Source organism: Anoxybacillus andreesenii, assembly GCF_030813005.1.
GTDB lineage: Bacteria > Bacillota > Bacilli > Bacillales > Cytobacillaceae > Robertmurraya > Robertmurraya andreesenii.
This window is the reverse complement of sequence record NZ_JAUSTU010000002.1, coordinates 18,657-45,649: the sequence shown is the minus strand read 5'-3', so window position 1 is coordinate 45,649 and position 26,993 is coordinate 18,657. Positions and strand designations below refer to the sequence as shown.

The following is a 26,993-nucleotide window of genomic DNA, read 5'->3' as shown; positions in this document are numbered from 1 at the left end:
AGGTAATGTGAATGGACCGAAAAGAAATGGTCAAAAAGCTTGGAGAATTTTTTGGAGTGAAACCAAGGTATCTCAATGTTCCAACCTTTAACTACGAAATTGAAACGGAAGATGAAACCTACACCATTGACAGGCATGGGGTGATTACAAACTCAGCTGGGGAAGTAAAGACCTTTGAGGAGATTTTAAATCCGCCAGCGCCTGAGGATGAAGTTGAAGAACAGCCAGAAATCCTTGACCTCGATGGAAGGGAGGTTACCCTTCCACTTGAAGGGCACACCGGAAACACACTCAAGAATCTAGTAAACATGCTTTATAGCAAACAGCACCTGATCATGAAGGCTTTTGAAACAACCGAGCCGCTAATGGATGAAACCTTCCCGGAAGATTTGAACACAAAGGAAACGGGTACTTTGGAAGAGTTCAGAACGGCTTTGGATGAACTTGGAAAGGAAAGAATATCGGGTTTAGCATTTGATTTTGAAAATGAGACTTTTACTATCAAACTAGCAGCTGGGAACTTGGATGCTGAAAAGGTTTCTGCCTTCCAAGACCTTGCCGCCTTCATCAACCAAAATGCGAAAAAGCAAAAGCGGGCTTCTTTCAAACGAGCGCAGGATGATAATCCAAAATACGCCTTGAGAACTTGGTTGATTCGACTAGGGATGAATGGCCCTGAGTACAAAAGAACGAGAAAGGTGCTCATGAAAAACCTTGAAGGGAGCGGGGCATTTAGAAAGGTGAGTGAGACAAATGAATAAAGAAATCTACCAAGCGATGATCCAGGGTCTGAAGGCTACGATAATTGAAAAAGAAGTGGTGTTCGGGGAAGTAGAAGCCAAGAATGATGTACTTGAATTGCTCGACTTGCTGGAAGAATTGGACCAGTTCTGGAACAGTGAAGAGGACTTGAATCCGCAGGCCGGCGACCTCCATGCATTTATTGAAGCCACAAGGAAGAGGTACAGTGAGGTGAGGCGCGATGGATAAGTTCTTTACACAAACACATTGTGACCGCTGCGGTGGCAGTTTAAAAAGCGGAAGGATCATGTCCATGTACAACACCGATTGCCTTTGCTTGAGTTGCAAGGACAAAGAATCGAAGCGTTCTGATTATCGCGAGGCAGTCAAAGCGGAACATGAGGAGATTAAGAAGGGCAATTACAATTATATAGGCATTGAAGGCAAATAGTACTTGCTATCCCCTGTGTTTAGAGTGATGTATAGACTACCAAAACACAGGGAGGTTTTTTCATTGGTGAAAGATGGGGAGCAACTCCTTCAGGGAAATGTGGATGTGCTACAAGGTATGGAACTATTACTTCAGCAGCAACAAGAATTATTGGCAGCTGGATACAAGGAAAACGAAATGTACTTTTTGCCGGGAATGTTAGTATTGAAACTTGAAGATGGCGAAGTACGCTGGATGGTTTTTGAAGGGGAATTCAAGATGGAGATATGGAAGATTTAAATGATTTAAATGATTTAAATAAACGTTTAATGAGAGTCTATCAAGCGGTAGGCTCTTTTCTTATGCCCAATGAGAAAGGAGGTGGTGCCTGTGGCCCAACGAGGAAGGAAACCAAAACCTACAGCAATTAAAGTATTGGAAGGCAATCCTGGAAAAAGGGAACTCAATCTAAATGAGCCCAAACCTGAAAACAAAGCACCAAGATGCCCGTCATGGCTAGAGCCGGAAGCCAAAAAAGAATGGCGCAGGATGGTCAAGCAGCTGGAGAAGCTAGGGATCCTGACGGAAGTGGATATGGCCGCATTTGCCGGGTATTGCCAAGCCTATGCTAGGTGGAAAGAAGCTGAAGAATTCATTACGAAACATGGAACGATTGTCAAAACTCCATCGGGATACTGGCAACAGGTGCCACAAGTATCCATCGCCCAGAGCTATCTTAAAATCATGAATCGCTTTTGTGAGCAATTCGGGTTGACCCCATCTTCGAGAAGTCGAATTGTTGCGGACAAGCCGAGTGACCCGGATGATCCAATGGAATTCATGCTCTTTAAAGGTGGTGGGTAAGGTTGTATGATGAGAAAAAAGCTCAACACGCCGTCAACTTTATCAACTGTCTAAAGCATACGAAAGGTCAGTGGCGTGGTGTTCCTTTCGATCTTCTCCCCTGGCAAGATGAAATCATCCGAGATATTTTTGGTACTGTCAAGGATAATGGCTATCGGCAATACAACACCGCTTATATTGAAATTCCAAAGAAGAATGGGAAAAGTGAGCTCGCTGCAGCCGTTGCCCTATTAATGACCTGTGGTGATGGTGAATGGGGAGCGGAAGTTTATGGATGTGCTTCTGACCGGCAGCAAGCCTCGATTGTTTTCGATGTAGCAGTAGAGATGGTCGAACAGTCCCCTGCGCTGAAGAAAAGAATCAAGCCTGTCATGTCCATGAAGCGATTGGTTTACAAGCCAACGAATAGTTTTTATCAAGTACTATCAGCTGAAGCTTATACGAAACATGGACTCAATGTTCATGCGGTTATTTTTGACGAACTGCATGCGCAACCGAATCGAGAGCTATATGACGTTATGACGAAAGGCTCTGGAGATGCTCGCCTCCAGCCGCTCTTCTTTTTGATTACGACAGCGGGTACTGACCGAAATTCGATTTGTTATGAAGTGCATCAAAAAGCGATGGATATTTTAGAAGGAAGAAAGATTGACCCGACTTTTTATCCAGTAATTTATGGAATTGATGATAATGATGATTGGACTGCTGAAAAGAACTGGTATAAAGCCAATCCATCCCTTGGCCATACCATTGACATAGAGAAAGTAAGAAATGCGTTTATTAGTGCAAAAGAAAATCCCGCCGAAGAAAACATCTTCAGGCAACTGAGGCTCAATCAATGGGTGAAGCAATCCACTCGCTGGATGCAGATGGAGAAGTGGGATGCTTGTGACGATCCTATTGATCTTGATAGTCTTCGTGGAAGAGAATGTTTTGCAGGGCTTGACCTTTCAAGTACAACAGATATTTCCGCCTTTGTGTTGGTTTTTCCACCTAGGACAGATGACGAGAAATTCATTGTTCTCCCTTATTTCTGGATTCCCGACGAAAACCTGAAATTGCGGGTAAGGAGAGATCATGTGCCCTATGACATTTGGGAAAAGCAAGGTTACATCAAAACAACTGAGGGGAACGTTATTCATTATGGATTCATTGAGGCATTTATTGAGGAACTGGGAATGAAATACAACATTAAGGAAATTGCCTTTGACCGATGGGGAGCAGTTCAAATGGTACAAAACCTAGAAGGGATGGGCTTCACGGTCGTTCCATTTGGACAAGGGTATAAGGATATGTCGCCAGCATCAAAAGAGTTGATGAAAATTACCCTTGAGAAACGAATCGTTCACGGTGGAAATCCGGTTTTACGATGGATGATGGATAACATCTTTGTGAAAACAGACCCGGCGGGCAACATTAAGCCGGATAAAGAGAAAAGTACAGAACGAATTGACGGTGCGGTGGCAATGATTATGGCATTGGACCGGGCGATTCGGAATGAAAATCGAGAGAGTGTTTATGATGGGCGAGGGATATTGATTCTCTAATTTAGGAAGTGAAACTATGAAAATACCGTTTTTATCAAAACTATTTCAATCAAGGGCCAGCCCCCAAAATAATCTTTTTGGCAGTACCTACAGCTTTTTCTTTGGTACGACCACAAGCGGGAAAGCGGTCAACGAAAGAACAGCCATGCAGACCACAGCGGTCTATGCCTGTGTGCGGATTCTAGCTGAGACGATTGCTAGCCTTCCGCTTCATCTTTATCAGTATACCAATAACGGTAAGGAAAAAGCGCTGGACCACAGCTTATATTACAAGCTCCATGATGAGCCCAATTCAGAGATGACTTCGTTCGTGTTTAGGGAAACACTGATGAGTCATCTTTTATTATGGGGAAATGCTTATGCTCAGATTATTAGGGATGGTAGAGGCAATGTGCTTTCACTTTATCCGCTTTTGCCTGACCGGATGACGGTGGATCGAACGTCTACCGGGGAACTTTACTATGAATACCGAATGGACACGGGCACCGCAATCCTTCGAAGGGAGGAAGTCCTCCATATTCCTGGGCTTGGATTTGATGGTTTGGTAGGCTACTCTCCGATTGCGATGGCCAAAAATGCGATTGGAATGGCAATTGCCACTGAAGAGTATGGAGCCAAGTTTTTTGCAAATGGTGCCAGCCCCGGAGGTGTTTTGGAGCACCCAGGTGTCGTGAAGGATCCTGCCAAAATCCGAGAGAGTTGGAATGCGGTGTATCAAGGAAGTGGCAACGCCCATCGGATTGCAGTCCTTGAGGAAGGAATGAAATTTCAAAGTATCGGCATTCCACCAGAGCAAGCTCAGTTTTTAGAAACAAGAAAGTTTCAAACAGAAGAGATTTGCCGAATCTTTCGGGTGCCACCTCATCTTGTGGCAAATCTCGATAAAGCGACCTTCAGCAATATTGAACACCAATCGATTAGCTTTATTGATAATACGATCATGCCTTGGGTCACTCGAATCGAACAGTCCATGAAAAAGGCGTTGTTGAGTGAGGCTGACAAGAAAAAGTACTTTATTAAATTTAATTTAAATGGGCGGCTCAGAGGAGATGCAGGATCCAGAGCGCAATTCTATCAGATCATGCGGCAAAACGGGGTAATGTCAGCGAACGATATCCGCGAACTGGAAGAGATGAACTTAATCCCGGAAGAACAGGGTGGAAACAAGTACTTAGTGAATGGGAATTTTGTAGATATGTCAAAAGCAGGTGCTTGGACAGAACAGTATGAGGAGGGATAAACCTTGAAGAAGTTTTGGAATTGGGTCAAGAACGAAGAGGGCAGGACCCTTTATCTTGATGGCGTCATTGCTGAAGAATCGTGGTTTGGTGATGAAGTCACACCGAGACAGTTTAAGTCAGAACTAATGAATGAGGGTGGCGATATCACCATCTGGATTAATTCGCCTGGAGGTGATGTGTTTGCAGCCAGTCAAATTTACAACATGCTGATGGATTACAAAGGCCAAGTAACAGTAAAAATTGATGGAATTGCGGCAAGTGCTGCCTCCGTTATTGCGATGGCGGGTAGTGAGGTTTTCATGTCGCCAGTCTCCATGATGATGATTCATAATCCGATGACCATCGCCTTTGGGGATACAGCTGAAATGAAGAAAGCGATCCAGATGTTGAGTGAGGTAAAAGAGAGCATTATCAATGCTTATGAATTAAAAACCGGTCTTTCGAGGATAAAACTCTCGCACATGATGGATGCGGAGAGCTGGTTTAACTCCAAAAAGGCAGTCGAACTTGGATTCGCCGATGGCATCATGTTTCAAAATGAAAGTGAAGAAACCTCACCAGAGGAAGGAATGATTTATAGCCAAATGGCTGTCGTCAATTCATTCCTGCACAAGTTACCGCAAAGGGAAAAGAAAACAGGCACAGATATCAGTATTTTGGACAAGAGACTAGAACTCTTGAAATTTTAAGGAGGAGACAAACAATATGAGTAAAGTTTTAGAACTTCGTGAAAAACGAGCAAAGGCATGGGAAGCAGCCAAGGCATTTCTTGATTCAAAAAGAGGAGAAGATGGCATTCTTTCAGCAGAAGATACGAACACTTATGAAAGGATGGAAGCGGAGGTTGTGAATCTCGGAAAAGAAATCGACCGTCTTGAACGACAACAAGCCATTGACCTGGAGCTATCCAAACCTTTAAACAATCCGATCACCTCAAAACCCACAGGAACTGAGGGGCAAAAAACAGGACGATCAACTGATGAATACAGAGATTCATTCTGGAAGGCGATGAGAAACAAAAGCAGTTTTGACGTACAAAACTCCTTAAAAATTGGAACAGATTCTGAAGGAGGTTACCTTGCTCCTGATGAATTTGAAAGAACGCTTATTGAAGCTCTAGAAGAGGAAAATATCTTCCGTTCCTTAGCCAAGGTCATCACCACTTCATCAGGTGATCGTAAAATTCCAGTTGTGGCATCCAAAGGAACAGCATCATGGGTGGATGAAGAAGGTTTAATTCCTGAGTCAGATGACAGCTTTGGTCAAGTTTCCATTGGAGCTTACAAGTTAGCTACAATGATTAAAGTATCAGAAGAGTTATTAAACGACAGTGTTTTTAATTTAGAAGCCTATATCGCAAAAGAATTTGCTAGACGGATTGGTGCCAAGGAAGAGGAAGCATTCTTCGTGGGAGATGGTACCGGAAAGCCGACTGGCATTTTTAATGCAACCGGTGGAGCTGAACTTGGAATCACAGCCGCATCAGCAACTGCTATTACTGTGGATGAGATCATGGATTTATTCTATTCATTAAAATCGCCATATCGTAAAAAGGCAATCTTTGTTATGAACGATGCCACAATCAAACTCATTCGTAAGCTAAAAGACGGCAATGGCCAATATCTCTGGCAACCATCTATCCAGGCAGGACAACCAGACACGATTTTAAATCGTCCGGTGAAAACTTCCGCTTACGTCCCAACGGTTGCTGCAGGAGCCAAGACGATCGCTTTTGGTGACTTCGGGTATTACTGGGTAGCTGACCGCCAAGGTCGTTCTTTCCAACGATTGAATGAACTATATGCCGCAACAGGACAAGTAGGGTTTAAGGCATCGCAGCGGGTAGATGGAAAGTTAATTCTTCCTGAAGCAATTAAAGTACTTCAGCAGAAAGCGTAGGTGAGGCTTAATGAGTAATGTAAAAAACTATACTGAGCAAGGCGGCGAGAGGACTGTTATTGGAGGCACTTTAGAAATTACTTCTGAAGGCAAGTTGTTGTTTGGAGGTACAGAAGTCCAACCAGCCGATAACCAAGCGGATAGTACAGCGGTGGATGTCGCTGGGCTAGTGGTGGATTTTAATGCACTATTAGCCAAGTTAAAAGCTGCCGGTTTAATGAATTCACAATAGGAGGTAAGCGGTGATGGAGAACTTACTCTCAAAAGTGAAACAAAATCTGATCATAGAACATAACGAAGATGATACTCTGCTTAACAGCTTCATCACCGCCGCTGTTTCCTATGCGGAGAGTTATCAAAAGAAACCAGAGGGCTTTTATGCGGAAAACCCAATGAGTCCAACGACCGAACAAGCCGTCATCATGCTATCTTCCCACTTTTATGAGAGTCGGGATGGGAGCACGGGCGGCTTTTTTGCGGATAATGTGGAAGCGAGTAAGCAAGTTTGGAATGTGGTTAATACGCTTCTCCGCCTTAATAGGGACGTGATCATATGAGCTTTGGGAAAATGAATAGCTTTATAGAAATATATGAGAATGTATCCATCAGGGATGAAGAAGGGTTTGTATCCAAACAAGACCTGCTTGTCACATCTATGAGAGCTTATAAGGAAAATCGCCATGGAAGTGAAGCGTGGAAGAATAGGGCTAGCTTTAGTGAGGCTAGTTCTCTTTTTCGTTTTAGAAAACCTAGAGGCATCAATATTACGACTGAATTCATCATTGTTTGCAAAGATGAACGCTATAACATTTTAAGTGTTGAGGATATCAAAGGGCGGGGCATATATGTGGAGGTACTAGCTGAAAAAGTAACTGGATCGAAGGGGTGATGGGATGGCAAGAGCAGCAGTGAAAATGCCGGATGCGTTTTTAGAAAGAATCTCCAAGTTAAACAATCGCTTTGATGAAATCGTTCCAAGAGTGTTAGAAAAAGGGGCTGAGCCCGTTATTCAGAAAGCAAAAACAAACTTAGCTGCTAGAATTGGACAAGGAACAAAAGAGTCTTCTCAATCCACTGGTGAATTGTTAGCCTCTCTTGAAACGACAAGGCCTACGCAAAATGCAAACGGAGACTGGAATTTGCGAGTAGGAGTCCCGACAACAAAAGACAGCAAAGGAGTATCCAATGCCTTGAAGGCGGCCGTACTCGAGTATGGAAAATCAGGACAGCCTCCTAGGCCTTGGTTAAAACCAACCAAATCAGCAACAAGAAAAGCTTGTGTTGAAGCGATGGAAAAGGCGCTGGAGAAGGAGATTGAAAAACTATGAGTCTTTTAAAAGACATCATGGACCTGCTAGAACCTGTGGGCATTCCAATTGAAACAGGTGTTTTTTCGGGAAAGCCTCCTGATGAATATATCGTCATTACTCCTATGTCAGATCGATTGGATTTTTACGCGGACAACCAGGCCCATAACATTATTGAGGAAGCAAGACTTTCACTTTTTACGAAAAGAAATTACCAGGCATTGAAAAAACAATTAACAAAGGTATTTCTAGCTGGAGGCATGACTATCACAGACCGGCAATATATCGGGTTTGAACATGATACGAAGTACCATCATTATGCAATAGATGTTTTGAAAGAATATGAAATGGAGGATGAGTAAATGGCAACGATAGGATTGGATCGATTGTTTTATGCCAACATCACGGAAGATGAGAATGGTGATGAAACTTATGGAACGCCTAAGATCTTGGCAAAAGCCATGACTGCCGAACTTAGTGTCGAGCTGATGGAAGCCATTCTGTATGCGGATGACGGGGCAGCAGAAGTAGTGAAAGAGTTTAATAGCGGCACGTTAACTCTTGGAATTGATGATATTGGCCCGCTGGTAGCCCAGGATTTAACAGGTAGCAAAATTGATAGTAATAATGTCGTGATATCGAGGAGTGAGGATGGTGGAAAGCCTGTCGCAGTTGGGTTTCGTGCAAAGAAATCAAACGGAAAGTATCGATATTTTTGGCTGTATCGCGTTATCTTTAGCATTCCTACAACTTCCCTTGCGACCAAAGGTGAATCGATTACCTTTAGTAGTCCCACCATAGAAGGAACGGTTTTTAGACGAAACAAACTGGATGCAGAAAACAAGCATCCTTGGAAGGCAGAAGTGACGGAAGGGGATAATGGCGTATCTCAAGAAACCATTACAAATTGGTTTTCCACCGTTTACGAGCCGGATTTTTCACCCGTAACGCCAACCATCACCATTACAACTCAGCCAGCTGATTTAACGGAAGTGGTGGCAGGAAGTATTTCTGGTAGTTTATCGGTGGTTGCAACGACTAACACCAGCAATCCAATCACGTATCAGTGGTATGAAAACTCGGTGGATAGTACAGTCGGTGGAACCATTATCAATGGGGAAACATCAGCCAGCTTTGACATCCCAACTGATCTTACAGCAGGAACTTATTATTATTACTGCGTGTTAAGTTCTGTTGGTGCTAATAGTGTTACCACGACTGTAGCGACCGTGACGGTATCATAGGCTGGAAAGGATGATGAAAAGTGAGTAATAAAACTGTAGAGACGGCACCATTAGATATTGATTTTGCAGCAGAAGAAAGAAGTGCTGTAATTGATATTGGTGGTACGGAATATAAATTGATTTTAACCACAAAGGCCACGAAAGAAATCGCGAAACGCTATGGTGGCCTTGAGAATCTTGGTGCCAAGCTGATGAACACGAAAGACTTTGAACTTGCACTAGATGAAATCGTCTGGCTCATAACCTTATTAGCAAATCAGTCGATTCTCATTCATAATTTACGAAATAAAGATGCGAAGAAAGAGCTGCTGACAGAGGAGGATGTGGAATTATTGACCACTCCTTTTGAGTTGGCAGAGTACAAAAATGCGATCATGGCCAGCATGTTGAAAGGAACTAAACGACATATTGAGAGTGAGCCATCAAAAAACGTGGAAGTCGGGTAAGCGATGATGAATTGTTTATCCGACTTATTTATTATGGAACTGCCCAATTAAACAGGTGTGAAGAAGAAGTGTGGCTTATGCCCATGGGGTATTTATTGGATTTATGGGAATGCCATAAGCAGTTTACAGGAATAACCAAACCAAAGCAGGAAATCTTCATTGATGATGTGATTCCGGTGGGGATTTAACTTTTGCATTCATGCTCAAATCAAAAGCCATTAAAGCATGAAAGCAAATTAAAGATGCAATACCTGTTGAGGTAAGTTTCCTTCTAGAGTTATACTGTTATCAAAAAATGAAGGAAGGGATTAAAATGCCTCAAGAATCATTTTTTGGACAATTTACTTTAGATGAAGAAGCGGCTAAAAAGCTCATATCATCTCCACGTACTAAGATTAGACATACAAATGTTCCTAATGATTTGAAACTTAGTAAGTCAGAAAGAATTATTAATGCAGAAAGAGTACTAAACTCAAGAAAAGGTAAGTAGTACTAATGGAACCCATTATAATTTAGGGTTTCTTTTTTTTATGCCCAAAAAGAGAGGAGGTGGAGTCGTGGCAGATAATTTCGGGCTTCGGATCGGTGTTGAAGGGGAGAAAGATTTTAAAAATGCGTTGAGGGATATCAACCGGAATTTCAAGGTGCTAGGCAGTGAAATGAATCTTGTTGCCGCTCAATTTGATAAGCAAGATCAATCTCTTGAAGCTTTGACTACTAGAAACGGAGTGCTGAACAAGTCCGTAGATGCTCAGAAAGAAAAAATCGAAACATTAGAAGCTGCTCTTAGAAATGCTGCTGAATCATTTGGAGAAACGGACAGACGAACACAAAACTGGCAGATTCAGCTGAATAATGCGAAATCCGAATTAATGAAGATGGAGAAGGAGCTTGATAATAATAACCAAGCCATTCAAACGCTGAACGAGGGGTTTAATGAGGCTGAAGATGAGGCAGAGCAGTTTGCGGATGAGGTACAAAATGCCGCCGACCAAACAGAGAATGCCTCTGGTCGTTTTGAAAAGTTGGGCGGTGTTTTAAAAGGAATTGGGGTAACGATTGGGGCAGCCGTAGCCGCCATTGGTACTGCCGCAGTTGCTGCTGGTGCAAGCCTGATTAAACTTGGTGATGAGTACAATATGGCGGTCAATCAGATCTCCGCCTCCACAGGTGCTACCGGGGCAGAGCTTGAGGAATTAGGTAAGGTTGCTCAAAACGTGTACAAGCACAATTTTGGTGACAACTTGGAGGATGTGGCTATTGGAATTTCTGAAGTACAAAAGATAACCGGACTCATGGGTGAAGAGTTAGAAAAAGCCACTGAGTCCGGTTTTGCTTTGCGGGATACTTTTGGCTTTGATATGCAAGAATCAGCCAGAGCTGCAGGTGCTCTTATGAAAAACTTTGGGATTTCCGCCGATGAAGCTTACAACATTATTGCAACTGGTGCTCAAAATGGGGCCGACAAAAATGGCGACCTGTTAGATACCTTGAACGAATACTCCGTTCAATATGCATCACTCGGGTTAAGTGCCGATGAGTTTATTGCTAGTTTAGTTGCTGGCGCTGAAAGTGGAGCATTTAGTATTGATAAGGTCGGGGATGCGGTAAAGGAATTTAATATCCGAGCCAAAGACGGAAGTAAAACGAGTATAGAAGCCTTCACGGCTTTGGGGCTCAATGCAGAAGAGATGATGAGCAAGTTTGCTGAAGGTGGAGAGACCGCGAATGCTGCTTTTTTCACTGTGGTTGAAAAGCTACAGGAAATTGAAGATCCGCTCCTCAAAAATACGATTGGTGTTCAGCTATTCGGTACGCAGTTTGAAGATTTGGAGGCCAATGTACTACCTGTTCTTGCAGGCATCAAAGATAGCACTATTGCAAGTGGGGATGCATTGAATCAAATCAAAGAAGTGAAATATGACAACCTAACCGAGGGGCTTGAAGGGGTGAAGCGTTCCTTACAAGGGGTGTTTTTACCTGCTGTCAGTGAAGTGTCATCAGGGATAACGGACTTATTTTCGAATCTTACGAATGGTATCAATGCAGCGGAAGGGGATTTCAGTAAAATTTCAGAGGTTATTGGTGAAACCGTGAGGGGAATAACCGATTTAATCGCTTCACAGCTTCCACAGTTGGTGACATTAGGGCTTCAAATTATCATGTCGATTGCGGGAGCGATTATTGATAATCTTCCCACCATTATCGATTCAGCTATGCAAATTGTCACGACATTGCTTCAAGGGATTATCGAAGCACTTCCTCAGATAACAGAGGGGGCATTATACCTCGTTTTGTCATTAGTAGAAGGAATTCTTGCTAACTTGCCAGCCTTGGTTGAAGCAGCTTTAACCATGATTATTACGCTTGCGACTGGAATTGGAGAAGCTTTACCGAATCTCATTCCTTCTATTGTTGCAGCCATTCTTTTAATTGTAGAAACCATCCTGAATAACCTCGATAAGGTTTTAGAGGCGGCTTTTAAAATTATTGAAGGACTAGCGGTAGGGCTAATTAATGCTTTACCTAGATTAATCGAAGCTTTGCCAACTTTGATATCAACGATTATCAATTTTATTACAGCCAATCTACCAAAAATTGTCGAAATGGGGATTAAACTTATTATTCAATTAGCAGCAGGACTTATTCGGGCTATTCCTCAACTAGTGGCGCAATTACCAGCTATTGTTTCTGCCATTCTAGTTGGAATCGGAAAGGCCGCCGTTTCAATTGGACAGGTTGGAGTAAACATTGTCCGAGGTCTTTGGAATGGAATTGCTTCGATGGTTGGGTGGATCAAAGAAAAGGTTAGCAACTTTGTTGGTGGCATTGTGAGTAGTGTCAAAGGTATCCTCGGAATCCACTCTCCTTCAAGAGTATTTGCAGGAATTGGTGAGAACATGGGGGCAGGAATTGGTGTAGGGTTTACAGACGCTATGCGAAATGTCGAAAAGGATATGGAGGGAGCGATTCCGACCGATTTTAACCTAGACATGAATAGTGTGGTGAGTGGTGTAGAGGGTGGAAATAGCGCTGCTGCATTTGATGTTACGATTCCCTTGACCATCGATGGAAATGTGTTAACTCGAATTATTGCACAGCTTCAATGGAATCAGAACACGGTCACTGTTAGAAATTTAGGAATCGCTGGCTCGTAAAAGGAGGGCAGATTGGTGATTGAAATTTATGCGGGGAACACGCTCATTCAAACAATTCGTAAGGTCATGACAGCGAATGTCAGAGAAACACTTGAAGGCGAATTTATTCTATCCTTTACTGTTCTGGCCAAGTCTGCCCTCGCTCTAAAAACAAAGCAGCTGGCCAAGCTAAACAATCAATATTTTGAAATTGTTCAAATCAATAAATCGCTTCAGAGCAGCTTACCTATTTGTTCGGTGACATGTGAACATGTGTCATACATTTTGAATGATGAGATATATAAAATAGATACTTTTGATTTTACAGGTGACCCGGCAACTGGTTTGAATCAGCTCCTTATGGGGACGCCTTTTTCAGCTGGAATGGTTGAATTTACAGAAAGCTGTACGATGAAGATTAACCAGGAGGTCACAAGGAGAGCGGCTCTCATGCAGTATATTGCGATTGTCGGTGGTGAAATCGAATACGATGGCTACCAGATCAATATTCGACAACACCGTGGCAGCCTGGATTATATACCTGTAATGGATACAAAAAATGTGACGGATGTTTCTGTTTCTCATGACTCTAGAGAAAATGCTTCTTCGTACCATATTTCCTTTTTTAAGCTGCAAAATTTATCAGTCGGCGATCATGTGCACATTGTTTTTAAACCTTTAGGAATTGATGTGAAAACGAGGATTATTTCTTTAGAATACAATCCCTTTTATCGCTATGATATCCGAGTGGAGGTGGGAAACTACAGGCCGAGCATTTCAAATACGTTTTATCGAATAGAAAATTCGTTAAACACCGTGGAGAGCTCATTGAATCAAGTTGGGAATTCTGTAGATGGACTGCAATATCAAGTCGATCAGCTGGAAGTTTCGTACACGGTTGTAAAGGAACTCTCCATTGATGCGGGCTTTATTAACGTCACATATGAAGTAGAAAAAGGGGATACCCATCAATATCATGCACAATATTCCTACACAACAGATACGAACGGTAGAATCACAAGTATTACCTTAGAGGATATTTTTTCAGAATTGTTGTTGAAGGAAGTCTCCACACTAATGGTAGATACTACAAGGTTTGAAGTGACGTATGTGGATGGAGAAACGGCAAGCTATAATTACACGACAGATAGCAGTGGAAGAATTACAGCAATTGAAAAGGTGGAATGATGTGCAGTGTAATAATGATTGCAAAATAAAAGATAACTTAGCCCTGCATCATTGGTAGCGAGGGAAGTTATCTTAATATCTGTATGACTTTCCAGACCTGCAAAAAAGCCGCAGCGGGAAAAGAAAACTTGCTTATATAGTATTTCTGGCTGCTTTAGGTGAATTAAACAGTCTCTATTTCTTTTTTGTCCATGGCATCAACAAAATCAGCTACGGATTTTACTAATGTAGAGGCTTTAAAAGTCCGTTGTGTTCTTTTAAATGTAGCTAAATCTCTTGATCCGTAAACACCAAGGCTCACTTTGGGATTTACACTTTTGATCCGTTGAAGAGCTTGTTTTGCTTCTGCACTTGTCGATAATTCCAGAATAACTTTTGCTTTAGTACCACGGTGTGTTGAACAAATGTAAACCTTACTCATTATTACCACCCTTTCTTTTGGAATGTTTTATTAGAATTCATATCCAAAGTCAATCGAATAAGCTTTTTCGTATAAATAGTCAACATAAGATTTTGTTCCAATATCTCCTGGAGCAGAAGGAACATTTTCTAACCATTGCCTTAGTGAAACTGCATAATCAGTTAAGAATTCATCATCTTGAGTTTTATATATATTATCATGTAGATAGTCATTTAACAATGCGTCTGGTCGTGTCCAAAATTGGACTTCAATGGGGAAAGCAAAGTTATGTTTCATTCTAATGTTAACATGGATGCCTTTGTACCCATCATCGTTACTCTTTCCGCTTCTTTGGTCATGAATATGGCAGTCAATATTATCGGAAGGGCAACTTTCTGCAAAATTATTCGCAATCTCTAACAGCCCATCTGAATCTGTTCTTATTATGAATCTAAACCCAATAATGTCATTACATACTTTATAAAGTTGTCTGACTTGTGTTTGATTCATTAGTTTATTTTGGATAGAATTTTCTGTTTTGTAGCGATATAAGAAATCAACTTCTTGGTTGATATTATTCATGTCTTCTTCTAAGTGCATGATTTCATCTAAAGTATCAACAATAAGTTTATCTTTCTCTTCTATAATCGTGTTAAATAAATCGTCATCATACTCGTGTAATTTTTTTGCTAAGCTAAAGCTCAATCCATGACGTTTATAAATATTTTCAATGCTATACCAAATTTTATCAAAAGGTACCATAATAATCCTCCGAACAAGGTAAAACGATGTATATAAAAATTTTATCACAGTACCTATGTGATGCGCTTGTCTAAATACAAGATTCTCTTATTATTACCATATTCAATAAAATGAATTCAAGTTAACCATTTCTATAGGAGCATTTAACTTGCAATCAAAAATTTACTTGTTGCAGCCACTTGCCCATACGAGTAAGTAATTCATTTGGAAATGCCCTCATTATTTCAGTTGGTTAGGGGGGGATTTTTATACTCAAACGGAGGAGGAATTCATGAGTTATGAACGGAATTTTAATAATACAGTAGCCATTTGGACCGCTTTTGGCGGCAGGGGCAGCATCATTCTTCCTACACCCACTTTAAATTGGCAAAAGAAATACTACTCGGATTTTGGGTATACACAATACGGTAGTGAAACGCAAATAGATGTGCATGATAATGGAAACGCTCAGATTGCTGTTTATCATGCGAAAACACCGTATATGTCCTATTTTGATCAAACCACTAAGCAATGGACAGTGGTTAGTGTCTCATGGTGGAGCTATGGAGCACCTGTTATCTTGTGGGCAGGTGATGGTGTGTTTCTCGCTAAAATTACAGGATTGGCGAATATTATTGCCTCCTTTGATGGTATCACTTGGTATAATGCGGGTTATTGCCAAGGGGCCCAAAATTCTATGACGACAGGAGCCTATGACACCAGCCGAGGTTCTGGGGTTGTTAGTTGGTGGTACTATAAGTCGCCTGTCTATTACAGCTTTGATTCATTAATGGATCGAACAGCATGGACATTAGTGGGGGCTGATGGAACTTCTGTACCGATTTTTAGCTACATGACAGCACACCAAGGGAACTTTATCGGCATTGTGGGTGGTGATAAGTCTATCGCTATCGCAAGTTCAGCAACCCCAGGATCATGGACGACAACCATTCCAGAAGATTTAAATGAAACACATTATATGTATATTCGCTCGATTAACAATAAACTGTTTGTGATGAAATATCGTTATGTGAGCGGTGTCTTTCATGTGAAACTCTGCGTAATGAATGACAACGCCACTGAGATTACGGAAACCAACCTTTCTCATGTTGGAGATTTGGCTGATAACCGTATCCCTAATCCACAAAACATCATCTGGATGCAAGATTGGGGGAAATATGCTCTTTTTATGGAAAGCATGCTATATGTGTCTGTTGATGGTCTAACATGGGAAGGGGTCGAGCAGCCCGGTTTTACAACAACCAATTCAGATACCTTTGGTGGAGCAATCTATGTTCCGGGAGATGGATTTTATGTGAAGGCGAGTGGGTATGTGTATTATGCGCAGTATTAATAAAGGTATTACAACAAGAAGGCAGTTTTATAGGACTGGCTCTTTTTTAATAGATAAATGATCTCTCGGGAGGGAACATAAAAATGAAAGAAATATGGAACTATTTTCAGGTAGTTATTGCAACGTTGGGTGGTTGGTTTGGGTGGGCTCTTGGTGGCTATGATGGATTCTTATATGCCCTTATTGTTTTTGTAATCATTGATTACATTACTGGTCTTATGAGTGCGGTTATTGAAAAACACCTTTCTAGTGAAATTGGAGCAAAAGGCATCTTTAAGAAAGTACTGATTTTCTTCCTAGTAGGAGTTGCCCATATTATTGATAGCAAGATTATCGGTGACGGTAGTGCAATACGCACAGCTGTCATCTTTTTTTATCTTTCAAATGAAGGGATAAGTATTGTCGAAAATGCTTCACGGATTGGACTGTCTATTCCTGAAAAGCTTAAAGATATTTTAGCTCAGCTAAGGGATAAGAAGGAGAATGGTTAGGATGAAACTAAACACAAGGTTTATGACAAGAAATGACTGTTTCACAGCGGGAAAGAAAATCATTCCAAGAGGAATTATGGTCCACTCCACTGCAACACCAGGAGTCATGGCAGCAGATTGGTTTAGCCGGTGGAATAAATCCTACAAAGCTGGTGAAACAAGCAGGCAGGTCGCTGTTCATGCTTTTGTTGATGATCAAGGGGTGTGGCAGTACTTGCCTTGGAATCACCGAGGGTGGCATTGCGGAGGAACAGGGAACAATACGCACATTGGCTTTGAAATTTGTGAGCCGAGTGGTTTTTCTTACGGGAAAGGATCTACGATGGTTGGCTACAATGTTTCAAAGAATGAGGCCTATTTTAGAAAGGCTTGGCAAAATGCCGTGGAGCTTTGTGTGATGCTTTGCCAACAATATGATTTAACAGAGAAAGATATTATTTGTCATTCAGAAGGAGCTGAAAAAGGAATTGCAAGTAATCATGGGGACGTCATGCATTGGTTCCCGAAGCACGGAGAAAATATGGATTCCTTTCGGGCAGCAGTGAGGGCAGCTTTAAATAAATCACCGGATTTACCTACAGGGATTCAGGTAGGGGATTTGGTAGAGGTAAAAGCATCAGCCAATTCCTATTATCCCGGTGGGGCAACCATTCCTACTTGGGTAAAAACTGATTCATATCATGAAGTGTCACAGGTTGTTTCAAATGGGAAGCCTGTTGTAAAAGGGGGTAAGACCTGTGTACTCCTTGGCAAGAAAGTGAATAAAAAGACTGGGGTAAAATCTGCGGGTATTATGAGTTGGATTGATAAGGATGCCCTTATAATCATCAAAGGCTTTGCTCAAGGAGTGGCAAAACCAAGTGGAGCGCAGAAATACTATCGGGTACAGGTAGGAGCTTTTGCTGATCAAGATAATGCTGAGGCACTTTTGAAAAAAGTAAAATCAGCTGGATTTCCTGATGCTTTTATTAGATATCAATGAAAATAATTTTGCTATTTTGGACTGGTATGTACGGACATATCGGTCCTTTTTTAATGGAATTTATCTAATTATTCTCTTGCTATATACCCCAGTTTGAGTGATATATACTGTAACCCAAATAGCTGAAAACCTTTTAACCATGCGGGTTTCAGCAATGTTTTTTTAAAACTAGGCTGATTGAATGGTTAAATGACTATTACCTTAATAATCAGGTAGAACGAAGGAAGGAGGAAGTCAAATGGGAGAAACCTTGTTTGGCCAAACATTGACAGACAATGGAGAATTAAGTGAGTTTACATCAAATTACCTACTAACAAAGCAAGGAACTGAAGTGCAGTTAAAACCTTTGAAGGTAGCAGCTTATGTGAGAGTTAGTACCCTCTCGGATGAACAGGAAGATTCATTGGAGAATCAAACTAGCTACTATGCTAGACATATTCGTTCAAACCCAAATTATAGAATGGTAGGAATTTATACGGATCACGGAAAAAGTGGGACATTAACTTCAAGCCGCTCTGGATTTAACCGATTAATTCGACATGCACTGGAAGGAAAAATAGACTTGATTCTTTGCAAAAGTGTTTCCCGCTTTGCGAGAAATGTTCTGGATACGTTGGAGACAGTTCGAATGTTGAAGGAGAATGGGGTCAGATTAATCTTCGAAAAAGAAGATCTTGATACCGAGAACATGCAAAGCGAGTTTATATTAACGATGATGGCGGCAGTGGCTCAAGAAGAAAGTCGCAGTATTTCCGAAAATATCAAATGGGCTAATGTCAAACGGCTGGAAAGAGGGCAGCCAAAGTTTCATCGTGTACTTGGGTATGGTCAAGATAAATATAAAAATTGGATAGTTAATCAAGAAGAAGCAGGTATTGTGAAAGAGGCATTTGAACTATGTGTTGAAGGGTACACACCACCAGAGATTGCTAGAATCTTTATAAGAAAAGGCTATAAAACTATTAAAGGCAAGAATGAGTGGTCTGGAACAGCGATAAGGGAAATGCTGAAAAATATTAATTATGTTGGCGATGTTCTGGGGCAGAAAACTTATAGTAAGGATCACATAAGCCACGCATCTATAAAAAACAAGGGCGAGAAAAATTTATACCTAATCAGTGATCATCACGAACCAATTGTGGATAGGGAAACTTTTAAAAGAGCTCAAGAAAAACTGAAGCAAAGAGCTAAGCCAAGTAAGGAAGGGAAAAGGAATAGATACCCCTTATCTAGCAGAATTGTATGTGGAAAATGTGGTGGAAACTTGCAAAGGTTCATATGTAGAGGGGTAGTTACGTGGAGATGTGGAAAAAGAACTAAGAGCCATGAGCTTTGCGCGATGGAAGGCATTAAAGAGGAATATGTTCATTCAGCAATGTTAGCGGCATTAAAAGCAAAGTATGAGCCAACGGAACAAGATGAGGAACCAAGAAAAACTATCCTTAAAATGATGAAGGATATAAATAACATCGAAATAAAAGGTGATGCCGAATATAACCAACTTCGCATTAAACTGGAAAAAACCCTTTATGAAGAGAGTAATGCACTCCTTGAAGGGAAAGATGAGAAAATTGAGTACTTAAGATCTATGAGGATTGCAACAGAGCTAGAAATAAAGGAAAAAGAGGAGTGGTGGAATCTTATTGAAGCCGATACGGAATTAAGAAAAAACGTACTTGAAAAACTAAGAAACATGTCTTTTACAAGTATATCCTTTGATAGCTTAATGGAAGAATTAAATGAAATCGAATGTATGAGAGCATGGGTGATACGTGTGAAGGCACTATCACCTTTTCTATTTTCTTTCACATTTGTGACCGGGGAGAATATAGAAGTGGAATTTTAAAGGAGTGGAACAAAATTGAGTGAAATACGTTCACCTAAAGTTAGGGTTATACCTGCAAAAGTTAGGACAGGACGAAATGAACCCAATGCAGGCGGTGTAAAAAAGCGGGTAGCCGCATATGCAAGGATTTCTACAAATGACCCATCCCAAGCGGGAAGTTACGAGCTCCAGGTTGCTCACTATACGGAATTTATTCAAAGCAATCCAAACTGGGAGTTGGTAAAAGTATACTGTGATGAAGGGATATCCGGAACTTCAACAAAGAAGCGGCTAGGATTTCAAAGTTTGATAAACGATTGTATTGAAGGGAAAATTGATTATATTTTGACTAAAAGCATTTCTAGATTTGCAAGAAACACTCTGGACTGTTTGAAATATATCCGTGAGCTCAAGGGTCTAGGGATTGGAATTTTTTTCGAGAACATTAACACTGATACGGCACAAAAGGCGAAAACACGCGATTTTATGCGATTTTGATTTTGGTTTGGTGTTTGTTTGGTGTTTAAAGATAGTAAACAAAACTGAATAATATCATACAAAGCAGATCTTTCCACACTTTCTGTTAGCTCTTTGGAAGTGTCCTTATTTCCTTCTATTAGTATAGGTTGTTTTTGTGAAAACAACTAATTATTAAAATGTCCACAATAAAATGAAGAGGGTAGGTTGGTTCAACAATCGAACGAGATTTAGAAGTAATTCTATATTACGAAGTAGCCTAAATACTACGCAAAATCAGTTTGATATAAGTATGGAAAATAGTAACAAAAATTATTTAACTTCTGGTATGATTTAAGTATGAGGACGAGGAGGAGCAAAATGAAAAATATAATTAGTATTTTTATTGCTTGTATTATTATTACATTAGTAGGGTGTTCTGGAGACTCAAATGGACATGAAGGTGAAGCAAAAACACCATCAGGTTCAAGCATACAAAAAGGTAGAGATTACCAAGAGGTTATTAATGATTTTAAGGGAAAAGGATTCGAGAACATTAAAACAGAAAAGCTAGAAGATTTAATAACAGGTTGGTTGACAAAAGATGGCGAAGTTGAATCTGTTTCGGTTGATGGAGATAAAGATTATTCGCCAGATGTATGGTACTCTAACGACGTAGAAGTAGTCATTACATATCACACATTTTCAGAAGAAGAGAAAAGTGACACCGAACCTGCCAATGAAAACAGTTCTGAGACAGATGCCCAATCAACCAATGATACATCTGCCGAAAGCGCTCAGGAAATATTAACAGTAGAAAATAATGAAGATTTTGCAGCTGTCTTGGCTGTGAAGAATGAAGCTGACCAAATCATCGATGAATTTGCAAAAAAATATGCAGGTAGAACCATTGAATTTGATGGATATATCGCAAATATGATGCAACATGGGAATTATAAAACAAGATATAACATTTTAATTTTAGCTGGTGATTATGGTGAAACAACTTTTAGTGGACCTAATTTTCAGTTCGAGGATGTAAATATTGTTTCTGATTTAAATCTTATTGGTTCTAACATCCCAGATACTATTGGTATGGGACAAAATCTTCATATTACAGCTGTAGTGGAAGAATACAATGAAAATTCAGGGCTTTTCTTGCTTGAGCCAGTTTCTACTGAAATAAGATAAAGCTTATTGAAGAATGAAGGGTAGAATGGCTAATAATAGGTGTGTTTTTTGATTTAAAAACTCATTTCTTTAAACCAAACCCATACGATCCATAGATTTTACAATTATGGAGAATAGGAGAATAATATTATGGAAAGTTACAGTTTGCAACCAGATGAAGTGGTAATCAAGAAAGTCGATCAGGTTATACATAAAAAATCGATGTTTTCTTTAATAAGCGGAGAATTAATGCTTACCAATCTTTATTTAGTCTGGTATACAAAGAATTTGATTGGTAAGGCAAAAAACATACAGCAATATCCTTTACACTCTATTAAAGTGTTTAATGGTAAGGCTCAAGTGAAATCTGAAAAGAAAATTGGAGAGAATCCGAGATTAATAATTTTCTTTAAGAATGGTCAAGCAACATTTGAATTTATCAACAAGAGTGAAGATGAAGTAAAGAAAATGGCAAACAGCATCAATCATACTGTGACAGGAAGTACTGAAAATATTTACGAGTTAAGAAATAGTTCGATTCCGGGAGTTGGAAAAGCAGCTGAAGTTTTGAAAGGTACAGTCGACGTATTTATGGATGCTTTTGGTGTAAAACAGAATAAACAAAATGAAACTATAAACGAGAAGGTTGCTAAGAAGTGCAGTTCGTGTAGTGCACCTATTTCCGGAATAAAAGGACAGGTAGTTCACTGCGATTACTGTGATACGGATCAACAATTATAGAAGGGGAGGTCTTACAAGTCATGGGTATCATGCAAGCATTTACGGGGGCAATAGAGGGTACTTTCGCTGATCAATGGAAAGATATTATTACTGCCGGACCATTTGACGAACATACTGTGGTAAGTCCGGGCATTTTAAAGAAGACAAACAATGGCAGAGGATCCAATACAAGCAGCTCTGTTGCGGTGATTTCGAAAGGCTCAAAAATATTTGTACCAGAAAATACGGCAGCATTCATTTTTAATCAATCTGGAATTGAGGAAATTATTACAACACCTGGTGGATATGTATATGAAAATGGTGAAGAAAGTATCTTTAATGGAAACAGTTTCAAAGGTGCAATTGTTAACCAAGTTAAAGATAGAATTCGTTATGGCGGACAAACATCATCTCAAACCCAAATTGCGTTTGTTAATCTTCGAGAAATAAGAAATATCAAGTTTGGAACAAAGGGTCCGTTGGTATACAATGACTTATTTTATGGAACCGACCTTGAAATAGTAGCATATGGTACCTTTTCTCTAAAGATTAGCAATCCGGAAATTTTTATAAAAAATTATGTACCAGCTAACGTTACTTTTTATTCGTTTGATAATAAGGAAGCTAGAGCACAAATATTTTCTGAGTTTTTACAGTCATTTTCAGTTGCATTAAATTCATTGTCCACCATATACAGAATTTCTCAGTTACCGTCACAAGCAAATGAAATTGCTTCTAAAATTTCTACAGATTCTGTAAATGCCGGTACATGGAAAGAGCGTTTCGGATTTGAAATCGTTAAGGTTGGCATTCAAAATATCGAGTTTTCCTCTGAATCTCGTGAACTTGTCAAACAATATTCATCAAACAAGATGAATATTAAGGCTTATGACGATGTATCACAAAAAGCATCAAATATAAGCGCACAACAGAAAATTGCTCAAGGAATACAAAATCATGGCTTCGGTGATGGCGCAGGTACGATATTCGGAATGAATATGGCACAAAATCTAAGTCCACAAGCCGAAATTAAGAATGCAATGTCATTAGATGAACAAATTGAAATTGTAAAAAAGTTAAAAGAATTGCTGGATGCTGGAATTCTTTCTCAAGAAGAATTCGACCTCAAGAAGAAAGAAGTAATGATGTTGTAGATAAAAAATGGTTAATACAATTTATCAAGATAAAATAATTATACTAATTTGGAAATTCAAGTTTAGAACTGTCATGGACAATAAATTCAAACATAGATAGCAACAAACTTTTGGTAAACTTGGATTAATGAAGATTAGGAGGATAGCAAAATGAAAAAACTAACAATTATTACCTTTTGTCTGACTCTACTCATAACGCTATTTACTGGGTGTAGCTCCACACTCAAAACCACTGAAAAGCAAATGCCAGACTTAATTGGAGAATGGAAACAATCAAATAGTAAATCTGAAGACTCTTATCAAGCCGCTACAATAAGTGGCGATATGATTGAAATATACTGGGTAAGTGATAACGGCGACACAAAATCACTTTATTGGGCTGGCTCTTTTATCGCTCCGACAACTGCTGACGAACCTTTTACATGGGATTCAAAAAATGACCATAGCAAAACTGATAGTGCTATGCTTGCATCTTCGGATGATACTAAAACTATGACATACCAAAATGAAGTATTAAGTTATGAGGTTTCCGTTATGGGGACGACTACAAAGGTTAAACTCCAAAAAGAGCCAAGTGGATCTACAGAAGATACTCAAAACAAAGTACAAAAAGTTGAAAACACCACAGAGGATAAATCCGAAGAGAAGTATGCACCTCTAGATATTTTGAATCAACTTGCAACACTTTCTACCCAAACAGAAGAGCTTTATGTTACAGGTGATATAGTAATTGGCGAAAATGAAGAAGTTACACCTGGTATTTATGATTTAGAAATCACAGGAGGTTCTGGAAATATATTAGGTGACCGTTCTTCTGTTTCTTCGTTATTCATAAATTGGGTTGGAGGAGCAAAAGGAAATACTGGAGGATATCCTTCAAAAATACGAATGATACTTTTTGAAGGTGATACTCTTGAATTTAGCGATATTTCTAAAGTCAAATTTAATGCAGTACCTGAAAAGGTTGAACCTTCTAATGAGTTAGGTATAGGTGAGTTTATAGTTGGAAGAGATATCATGCCTGGAGATTATAAACTTTCAACTAATGTTAAATTAAATCCTGAATTTGATAATTTAGGATGGAGCATTACAATATATAACGATGAAAATGGTGAGAGCAGAGATCAAATGTATACTGCTACTAATGATGATGTAGTTGTCAGCTTAAAAGAAGGTGAGGTTATTTCAATTTCTTACGATAATACTGACCATGGTTCTTCTTCAGATGATGCAAAATTAATATTTGCAAAATTTTAATAAAAAATAATCGGTATTTTATTCGATTGAATATTTTCATATTTCTTATGTTCACGGTTGACTTTCTACGGTAAAATGGCGTGATTATGGTGGAAATGTGAAATGATGTACTTAATAAAGTGGCAAATGAGTTTAGAAATAAATTGTTAAATAAGAAGGTTTTCTTAGATAAAAAAATATATTTTTTCTTTGACATTAGTATCCACACTCTCTCTTTCGGGTTGTTTCTGTGGTGATGATTGTGCTTGCGCAGAACCTGAACCTGACACCGAAAGTAATGGATAAGAAAATCTGGTTCATATTAAACAAACGGAGTTTAGTTGAATTTATAGCTGTTATTTATTAAAGGTACTGTTGCTTCATAGTACAAATATACTATGCATTAAAAATTAATATTATTTACACGGGTGTGATTACATGGGAGGATTGGTGGCTTTGATGGCGAAGAACTCCGAAGGGGCGGTCAAATCTCTACAACTATCAATATGGCGACCGCGCCCCAACCACACGCGAAAAATCGCATAATTCGATAGGGGGGGTACCCTGAAAGTGCCAAAATAGAGCCACATAGCCTTGTAAACCTTGATATTAAAGGGTTTGCGGGTTATGTGGCTATTTTTGTTTCGTCTGATAGTATATGTTTTTGCTATTAAATTACCTGTTAAAACCTTGATTTAATGCCATTTTTGGCCCATAAAATGAGGTAATCGACTTGATGTTTTCGCAAAATTGAGTGATGTATGTAATAGTGAAAATGCAGGAGGTGTTTCAATGAAGGCATTATTTGGTCGAAAGTTTACTGATATCAAGGAATTGAGAGAAGCTACGGAGAATGCGAAGAAAAGAGGCGTAAGAGGTTCAGACTACACAGTCACCCGAGAGGTAGAATTAAGTGATCACGAGTTTAAGAAATTTTGCAGCGACTTTTTTAATGAACAACCTTGGATAGAAAGAACTGATGGCGGTAGCAATGCATCAGGTGAACTTCGCTGCATCCGAGTTAAGAATGTGGAAACTGGTGAGCGGGTTTTAGTAAACACAGAAGGATATGAATACCCACGGTACACTGCCATAGAAGAATAAAAGTCATTGAGATAGCGGGTCTTGGATTGGTTTATTTCAATGATCACATTGCAACCACACTTAATCAAAAGATATTAACAGAAAGTGTTTTACCGATAAATTTGCTAAAACTCAGCTACCATTTTTTGTGTTATGTTATAACTATAAGAATATAGGTGAGGTGGTAGTTTTGAAGATTACTATGGAGATGAGTAAAGGCGCTTATGAAATAGCCAAAAAAGTATATTCGGAACAACTAACAAGAAATGAAGGGAAAATTGAAATTAACAGAGCTACAGGCATGAGTGAAGGTTCTGCACAGGCTTTTATCACGATATTTCTTGCTATGATGAATGGTGAAGAATATAAAAGAGCTTTTAATAATGCCACAAACAAATTCTTGCTCGAAAGTATAATGCAAGATTATGGCCGGGATTCACTTGAAGTTGCTTTAAACGCAGCGCAAAAACACATAGACTACTATTCCACTTTGGGAAAAGGAAATTTAACAGGGTTTCAAAAGATTGTAAACGAAATGAGGAATAGCATTAGCTGAAGCAGGGATCATCTTTTGATGGTCTCTTTTTTCGTACACAAATGACTTGCTATTCTGTGGCTTCAGAGTGATATATGGTGTAACCAAAAAACGAAAGGATGATAAGGAATGGAATTCAAAATCACTTATGAAGTCAAAGGGCAACGGAGAAAGGAACTGGTACAGGCAATTAGTGAGTTCTTAAACACCATACCCAAATATAAAGGTGTCCCAACATGTGCTTATGAAATAGGAGACTTGGTGGTTGACCGGGAGGGAGCGGTTATACTAAATGACAGCATGACCCCGGCGGAAGTGGACAAAATGGTCACGGTGCTCGAAGAACAAGGTTTCATGCCCACAAATTACGGTGGAAATGCCTTTGACGGCATCGAAGTAGCCATGCCAAGGGACATGTTTACAGAGAAGGCCATCGAAAATTTGCACAAGATTGTAAACGCCAAAGGAGAACTCATCAGCAAGGCCATCGGCACCATGGATTTGAGAATCATCGAAAACGATGTGAAAGTAAAGCTTCCATGGTTCCCCAAAACAGAGAACAGTGATGAGGTGAACCATTACACACATTTTATCGAAGCCTTATGCAAAATGGCAATTGAGCGAAACAGAGTTGCATCCACACCGAGGAAAAGCGAGAATGAGAAATACGACTTCAGATGTTTTCTTTTAAGGCTAGGGTTTATCGGGGATGAGTACAAGGCACTTCGAAAGTTCTTGCTTCGCAACTTAACCGGCAATGCGGCCTTTAAACACGGGAGACCTAAAAAGGATGAAAACTAAA

Annotated in this window: 32 protein-coding genes; 30 read left to right on the top strand and 2 right to left on the bottom strand. The window is 39.8% G+C overall.

Translation table 11 applies throughout. From position 1 onward, the window contains the following. Window positions 1–11 precede the first annotated feature (11 nt). The 18 genes from J2S07_RS02300 to J2S07_RS02215 all read left to right on the top strand — a co-directional run bounded on the left by J2S07_RS02300 (window position 12) and on the right by J2S07_RS02215 (window position 14,044). The gene (locus J2S07_RS02300; protein ID WP_307148784.1) at window positions 12–761 is read left to right on the top strand and encodes a hypothetical protein; all 750 of its coding nucleotides are present in this window, start codon (window positions 12–14) and stop codon (window positions 759–761) included. Further along, window positions 754–990: a hypothetical protein gene (locus J2S07_RS02295; RefSeq protein WP_307148783.1), complete on the top strand. Its 237-nt coding sequence runs from the start codon at window positions 754–756 to the stop codon at window positions 988–990. The genes J2S07_RS02300 and J2S07_RS02295 overlap by 8 nt, the downstream gene beginning before the upstream one ends. A gap of 265 nt (window positions 991–1,255) precedes the next feature. Next, a complete protein-coding gene (locus J2S07_RS02290) occupies window positions 1,256–1,471 on the top strand; it encodes a hypothetical protein (protein WP_307148782.1) in 216 nt (71 codons plus the stop codon). A gap of 90 nt (window positions 1,472–1,561) precedes the next feature. Continuing rightward, entirely contained in the window at window positions 1,562–2,035 is a 474-nt protein-coding gene (locus tag J2S07_RS02285; protein ID WP_307148781.1) for a phage terminase small subunit P27 family, read from the top strand. Between the two features lie 2 nt (window positions 2,036–2,037). Continuing rightward, window positions 2,038–3,582 (top strand): terminase large subunit, encoded by a 1,545-nt coding sequence (locus J2S07_RS02280; protein WP_307148780.1) that lies wholly within the window; start codon window positions 2,038–2,040, stop codon window positions 3,580–3,582. 16 nt (window positions 3,583–3,598) lie between these two features. Beyond that, on the top strand, window positions 3,599–4,822 hold the full coding sequence (locus J2S07_RS02275; protein WP_307148779.1) for a phage portal protein: 1,224 nt from the start codon (window positions 3,599–3,601) through the stop codon (window positions 4,820–4,822). Window positions 4,823–4,825: 3 nt separating this feature from the next. After that, window positions 4,826–5,512, top strand: a complete 687-nt coding sequence (locus J2S07_RS02270) for a head maturation protease, ClpP-related (protein WP_307148778.1) — start codon at window positions 4,826–4,828, stop codon at window positions 5,510–5,512. A 16-nt stretch (window positions 5,513–5,528) separates the two neighbouring features. After that, the gene (locus J2S07_RS02265; RefSeq protein WP_307148777.1) at window positions 5,529–6,722 is read left to right on the top strand and encodes a phage major capsid protein; all 1,194 of its coding nucleotides are present in this window, start codon (window positions 5,529–5,531) and stop codon (window positions 6,720–6,722) included. Window positions 6,723–6,732: 10 nt separating this feature from the next. Beyond that, window positions 6,733–6,954 carry a head fiber protein gene (locus J2S07_RS02260; RefSeq protein WP_307148776.1) on the top strand — a complete coding sequence of 74 codons (222 nt, stop codon included), beginning with the start codon at window positions 6,733–6,735 and terminating at the stop codon, window positions 6,952–6,954. Window positions 6,955–6,967: 13 nt separating this feature from the next. Further along, window positions 6,968–7,279 (top strand): head-tail connector protein, encoded by a 312-nt coding sequence (locus J2S07_RS02255; protein ID WP_307148775.1) that lies wholly within the window; start codon window positions 6,968–6,970, stop codon window positions 7,277–7,279. Further along, window positions 7,276–7,611, top strand: coding sequence for a head-tail adaptor protein (locus J2S07_RS02250; protein ID WP_307148774.1), 336 nt, complete (start codon window positions 7,276–7,278; stop codon window positions 7,609–7,611). The genes J2S07_RS02255 and J2S07_RS02250 overlap by 4 nt, the downstream gene beginning before the upstream one ends. Window positions 7,612–7,615: 4 nt before the next feature. Next, the gene (locus J2S07_RS02245) at window positions 7,616–8,050 is read left to right on the top strand and encodes an HK97-gp10 family putative phage morphogenesis protein (protein ID WP_307148773.1); all 435 of its coding nucleotides are present in this window, start codon (window positions 7,616–7,618) and stop codon (window positions 8,048–8,050) included. Next, entirely contained in the window at window positions 8,047–8,391 is a 345-nt protein-coding gene (locus tag J2S07_RS02240; protein ID WP_307148772.1) for a hypothetical protein, read from the top strand. The genes J2S07_RS02245 and J2S07_RS02240 overlap by 4 nt, the downstream gene beginning before the upstream one ends. Beyond that, window positions 8,392–9,273, top strand: a complete 882-nt coding sequence (locus tag J2S07_RS02235) for a major tail protein (protein ID WP_442320004.1) — start codon at window positions 8,392–8,394, stop codon at window positions 9,271–9,273. A 20-nt stretch (window positions 9,274–9,293) separates the two neighbouring features. After that, complete coding sequence (locus J2S07_RS02230) at window positions 9,294–9,719, top strand: hypothetical protein (RefSeq protein WP_307148771.1); 426 nt, start codon at window positions 9,294–9,296, stop codon at window positions 9,717–9,719. Window positions 9,720–10,032: 313 nt separating this feature from the next. Continuing rightward, window positions 10,033–10,209 (top strand): hypothetical protein, encoded by a 177-nt coding sequence (locus J2S07_RS02225; RefSeq protein ID WP_307148770.1) that lies wholly within the window; start codon window positions 10,033–10,035, stop codon window positions 10,207–10,209. 67 nt (window positions 10,210–10,276) lie between these two features. Further along, the gene (locus J2S07_RS02220; RefSeq protein WP_307148769.1) at window positions 10,277–12,877 is read left to right on the top strand and encodes a phage tail tape measure protein; all 2,601 of its coding nucleotides are present in this window, start codon (window positions 10,277–10,279) and stop codon (window positions 12,875–12,877) included. A gap of 15 nt (window positions 12,878–12,892) precedes the next feature. Further along, window positions 12,893–14,044 (top strand): phage tail protein, encoded by a 1,152-nt coding sequence (locus J2S07_RS02215; RefSeq protein WP_307148768.1) that lies wholly within the window; start codon window positions 12,893–12,895, stop codon window positions 14,042–14,044. Window positions 14,045–14,207: 163 nt separating this feature from the next. Here J2S07_RS02215 and J2S07_RS02210 read toward each other — a convergent pair whose 3' ends face one another. Next, window positions 14,208–14,465: a hypothetical protein gene (locus J2S07_RS02210; RefSeq protein WP_307148767.1), complete on the bottom strand. Its 258-nt coding sequence runs from the start codon at window positions 14,463–14,465 to the stop codon at window positions 14,208–14,210. A gap of 30 nt (window positions 14,466–14,495) precedes the next feature. After that, window positions 14,496–15,206, bottom strand: a complete 711-nt coding sequence (locus tag J2S07_RS02205; protein WP_307148766.1) for a RelA/SpoT-related domain-containing protein — start codon at window positions 15,204–15,206, stop codon at window positions 14,496–14,498. A 271-nt stretch (window positions 15,207–15,477) separates the two neighbouring features. On the opposite strand from J2S07_RS02205, the gene J2S07_RS02200 reads away from it, so the two are divergent. The 12 genes from J2S07_RS02200 to J2S07_RS02145 all read left to right on the top strand — a co-directional run bounded on the left by J2S07_RS02200 (window position 15,478) and on the right by J2S07_RS02145 (window position 26,992). After that, window positions 15,478–16,539, top strand: a complete 1,062-nt coding sequence (locus J2S07_RS02200; protein ID WP_307148765.1) for a hypothetical protein — start codon at window positions 15,478–15,480, stop codon at window positions 16,537–16,539. 83 nt (window positions 16,540–16,622) lie between these two features. After that, window positions 16,623–17,030, top strand: coding sequence for a phage holin family protein (locus J2S07_RS02195; RefSeq protein WP_307148764.1), 408 nt, complete (start codon window positions 16,623–16,625; stop codon window positions 17,028–17,030). A gap of 1 nt (window position 17,031) precedes the next feature. Next, a complete protein-coding gene (locus J2S07_RS02190) occupies window positions 17,032–18,012 on the top strand; it encodes an N-acetylmuramoyl-L-alanine amidase (RefSeq protein WP_307148763.1) in 981 nt (326 codons plus the stop codon). A 238-nt stretch (window positions 18,013–18,250) separates the two neighbouring features. Then, window positions 18,251–19,858, top strand: a complete 1,608-nt coding sequence (locus J2S07_RS02185) for a recombinase family protein (RefSeq protein WP_307148762.1) — start codon at window positions 18,251–18,253, stop codon at window positions 19,856–19,858. Window positions 19,859–19,873: 15 nt separating this feature from the next. After that, window positions 19,874–20,335: a recombinase family protein gene (locus J2S07_RS02180; protein ID WP_307148761.1), complete on the top strand. Its 462-nt coding sequence runs from the start codon at window positions 19,874–19,876 to the stop codon at window positions 20,333–20,335. A gap of 339 nt (window positions 20,336–20,674) precedes the next feature. After that, on the top strand, window positions 20,675–21,484 hold the full coding sequence (locus tag J2S07_RS02175) for a DUF4839 domain-containing protein (RefSeq protein WP_160547814.1): 810 nt from the start codon (window positions 20,675–20,677) through the stop codon (window positions 21,482–21,484). Between the two features lie 129 nt (window positions 21,485–21,613). Beyond that, the gene (locus J2S07_RS02170; RefSeq protein WP_307148760.1) at window positions 21,614–22,204 is read left to right on the top strand and encodes a Bardet-Biedl syndrome 5 protein; all 591 of its coding nucleotides are present in this window, start codon (window positions 21,614–21,616) and stop codon (window positions 22,202–22,204) included. 20 nt (window positions 22,205–22,224) lie between these two features. Beyond that, complete coding sequence (locus J2S07_RS02165) at window positions 22,225–23,337, top strand: SPFH domain-containing protein (protein ID WP_307148759.1); 1,113 nt, start codon at window positions 22,225–22,227, stop codon at window positions 23,335–23,337. Window positions 23,338–23,487: 150 nt separating this feature from the next. Continuing rightward, entirely contained in the window at window positions 23,488–24,594 is a 1,107-nt protein-coding gene (locus J2S07_RS02160) for a hypothetical protein (RefSeq protein WP_307148758.1), read from the top strand. 771 nt (window positions 24,595–25,365) lie between these two features. Continuing rightward, window positions 25,366–25,677 carry a hypothetical protein gene (locus J2S07_RS02155; RefSeq protein ID WP_160549532.1) on the top strand — a complete coding sequence of 104 codons (312 nt, stop codon included), beginning with the start codon at window positions 25,366–25,368 and terminating at the stop codon, window positions 25,675–25,677. A gap of 169 nt (window positions 25,678–25,846) precedes the next feature. After that, window positions 25,847–26,212, top strand: coding sequence for a hypothetical protein (locus J2S07_RS02150; protein ID WP_160549533.1), 366 nt, complete (start codon window positions 25,847–25,849; stop codon window positions 26,210–26,212). A 108-nt stretch (window positions 26,213–26,320) separates the two neighbouring features. Next, window positions 26,321–26,992 (top strand): virulence protein, encoded by a 672-nt coding sequence (locus J2S07_RS02145; protein WP_307148757.1) that lies wholly within the window; start codon window positions 26,321–26,323, stop codon window positions 26,990–26,992. Window position 26,993: the final 1 nt, after the last annotated feature.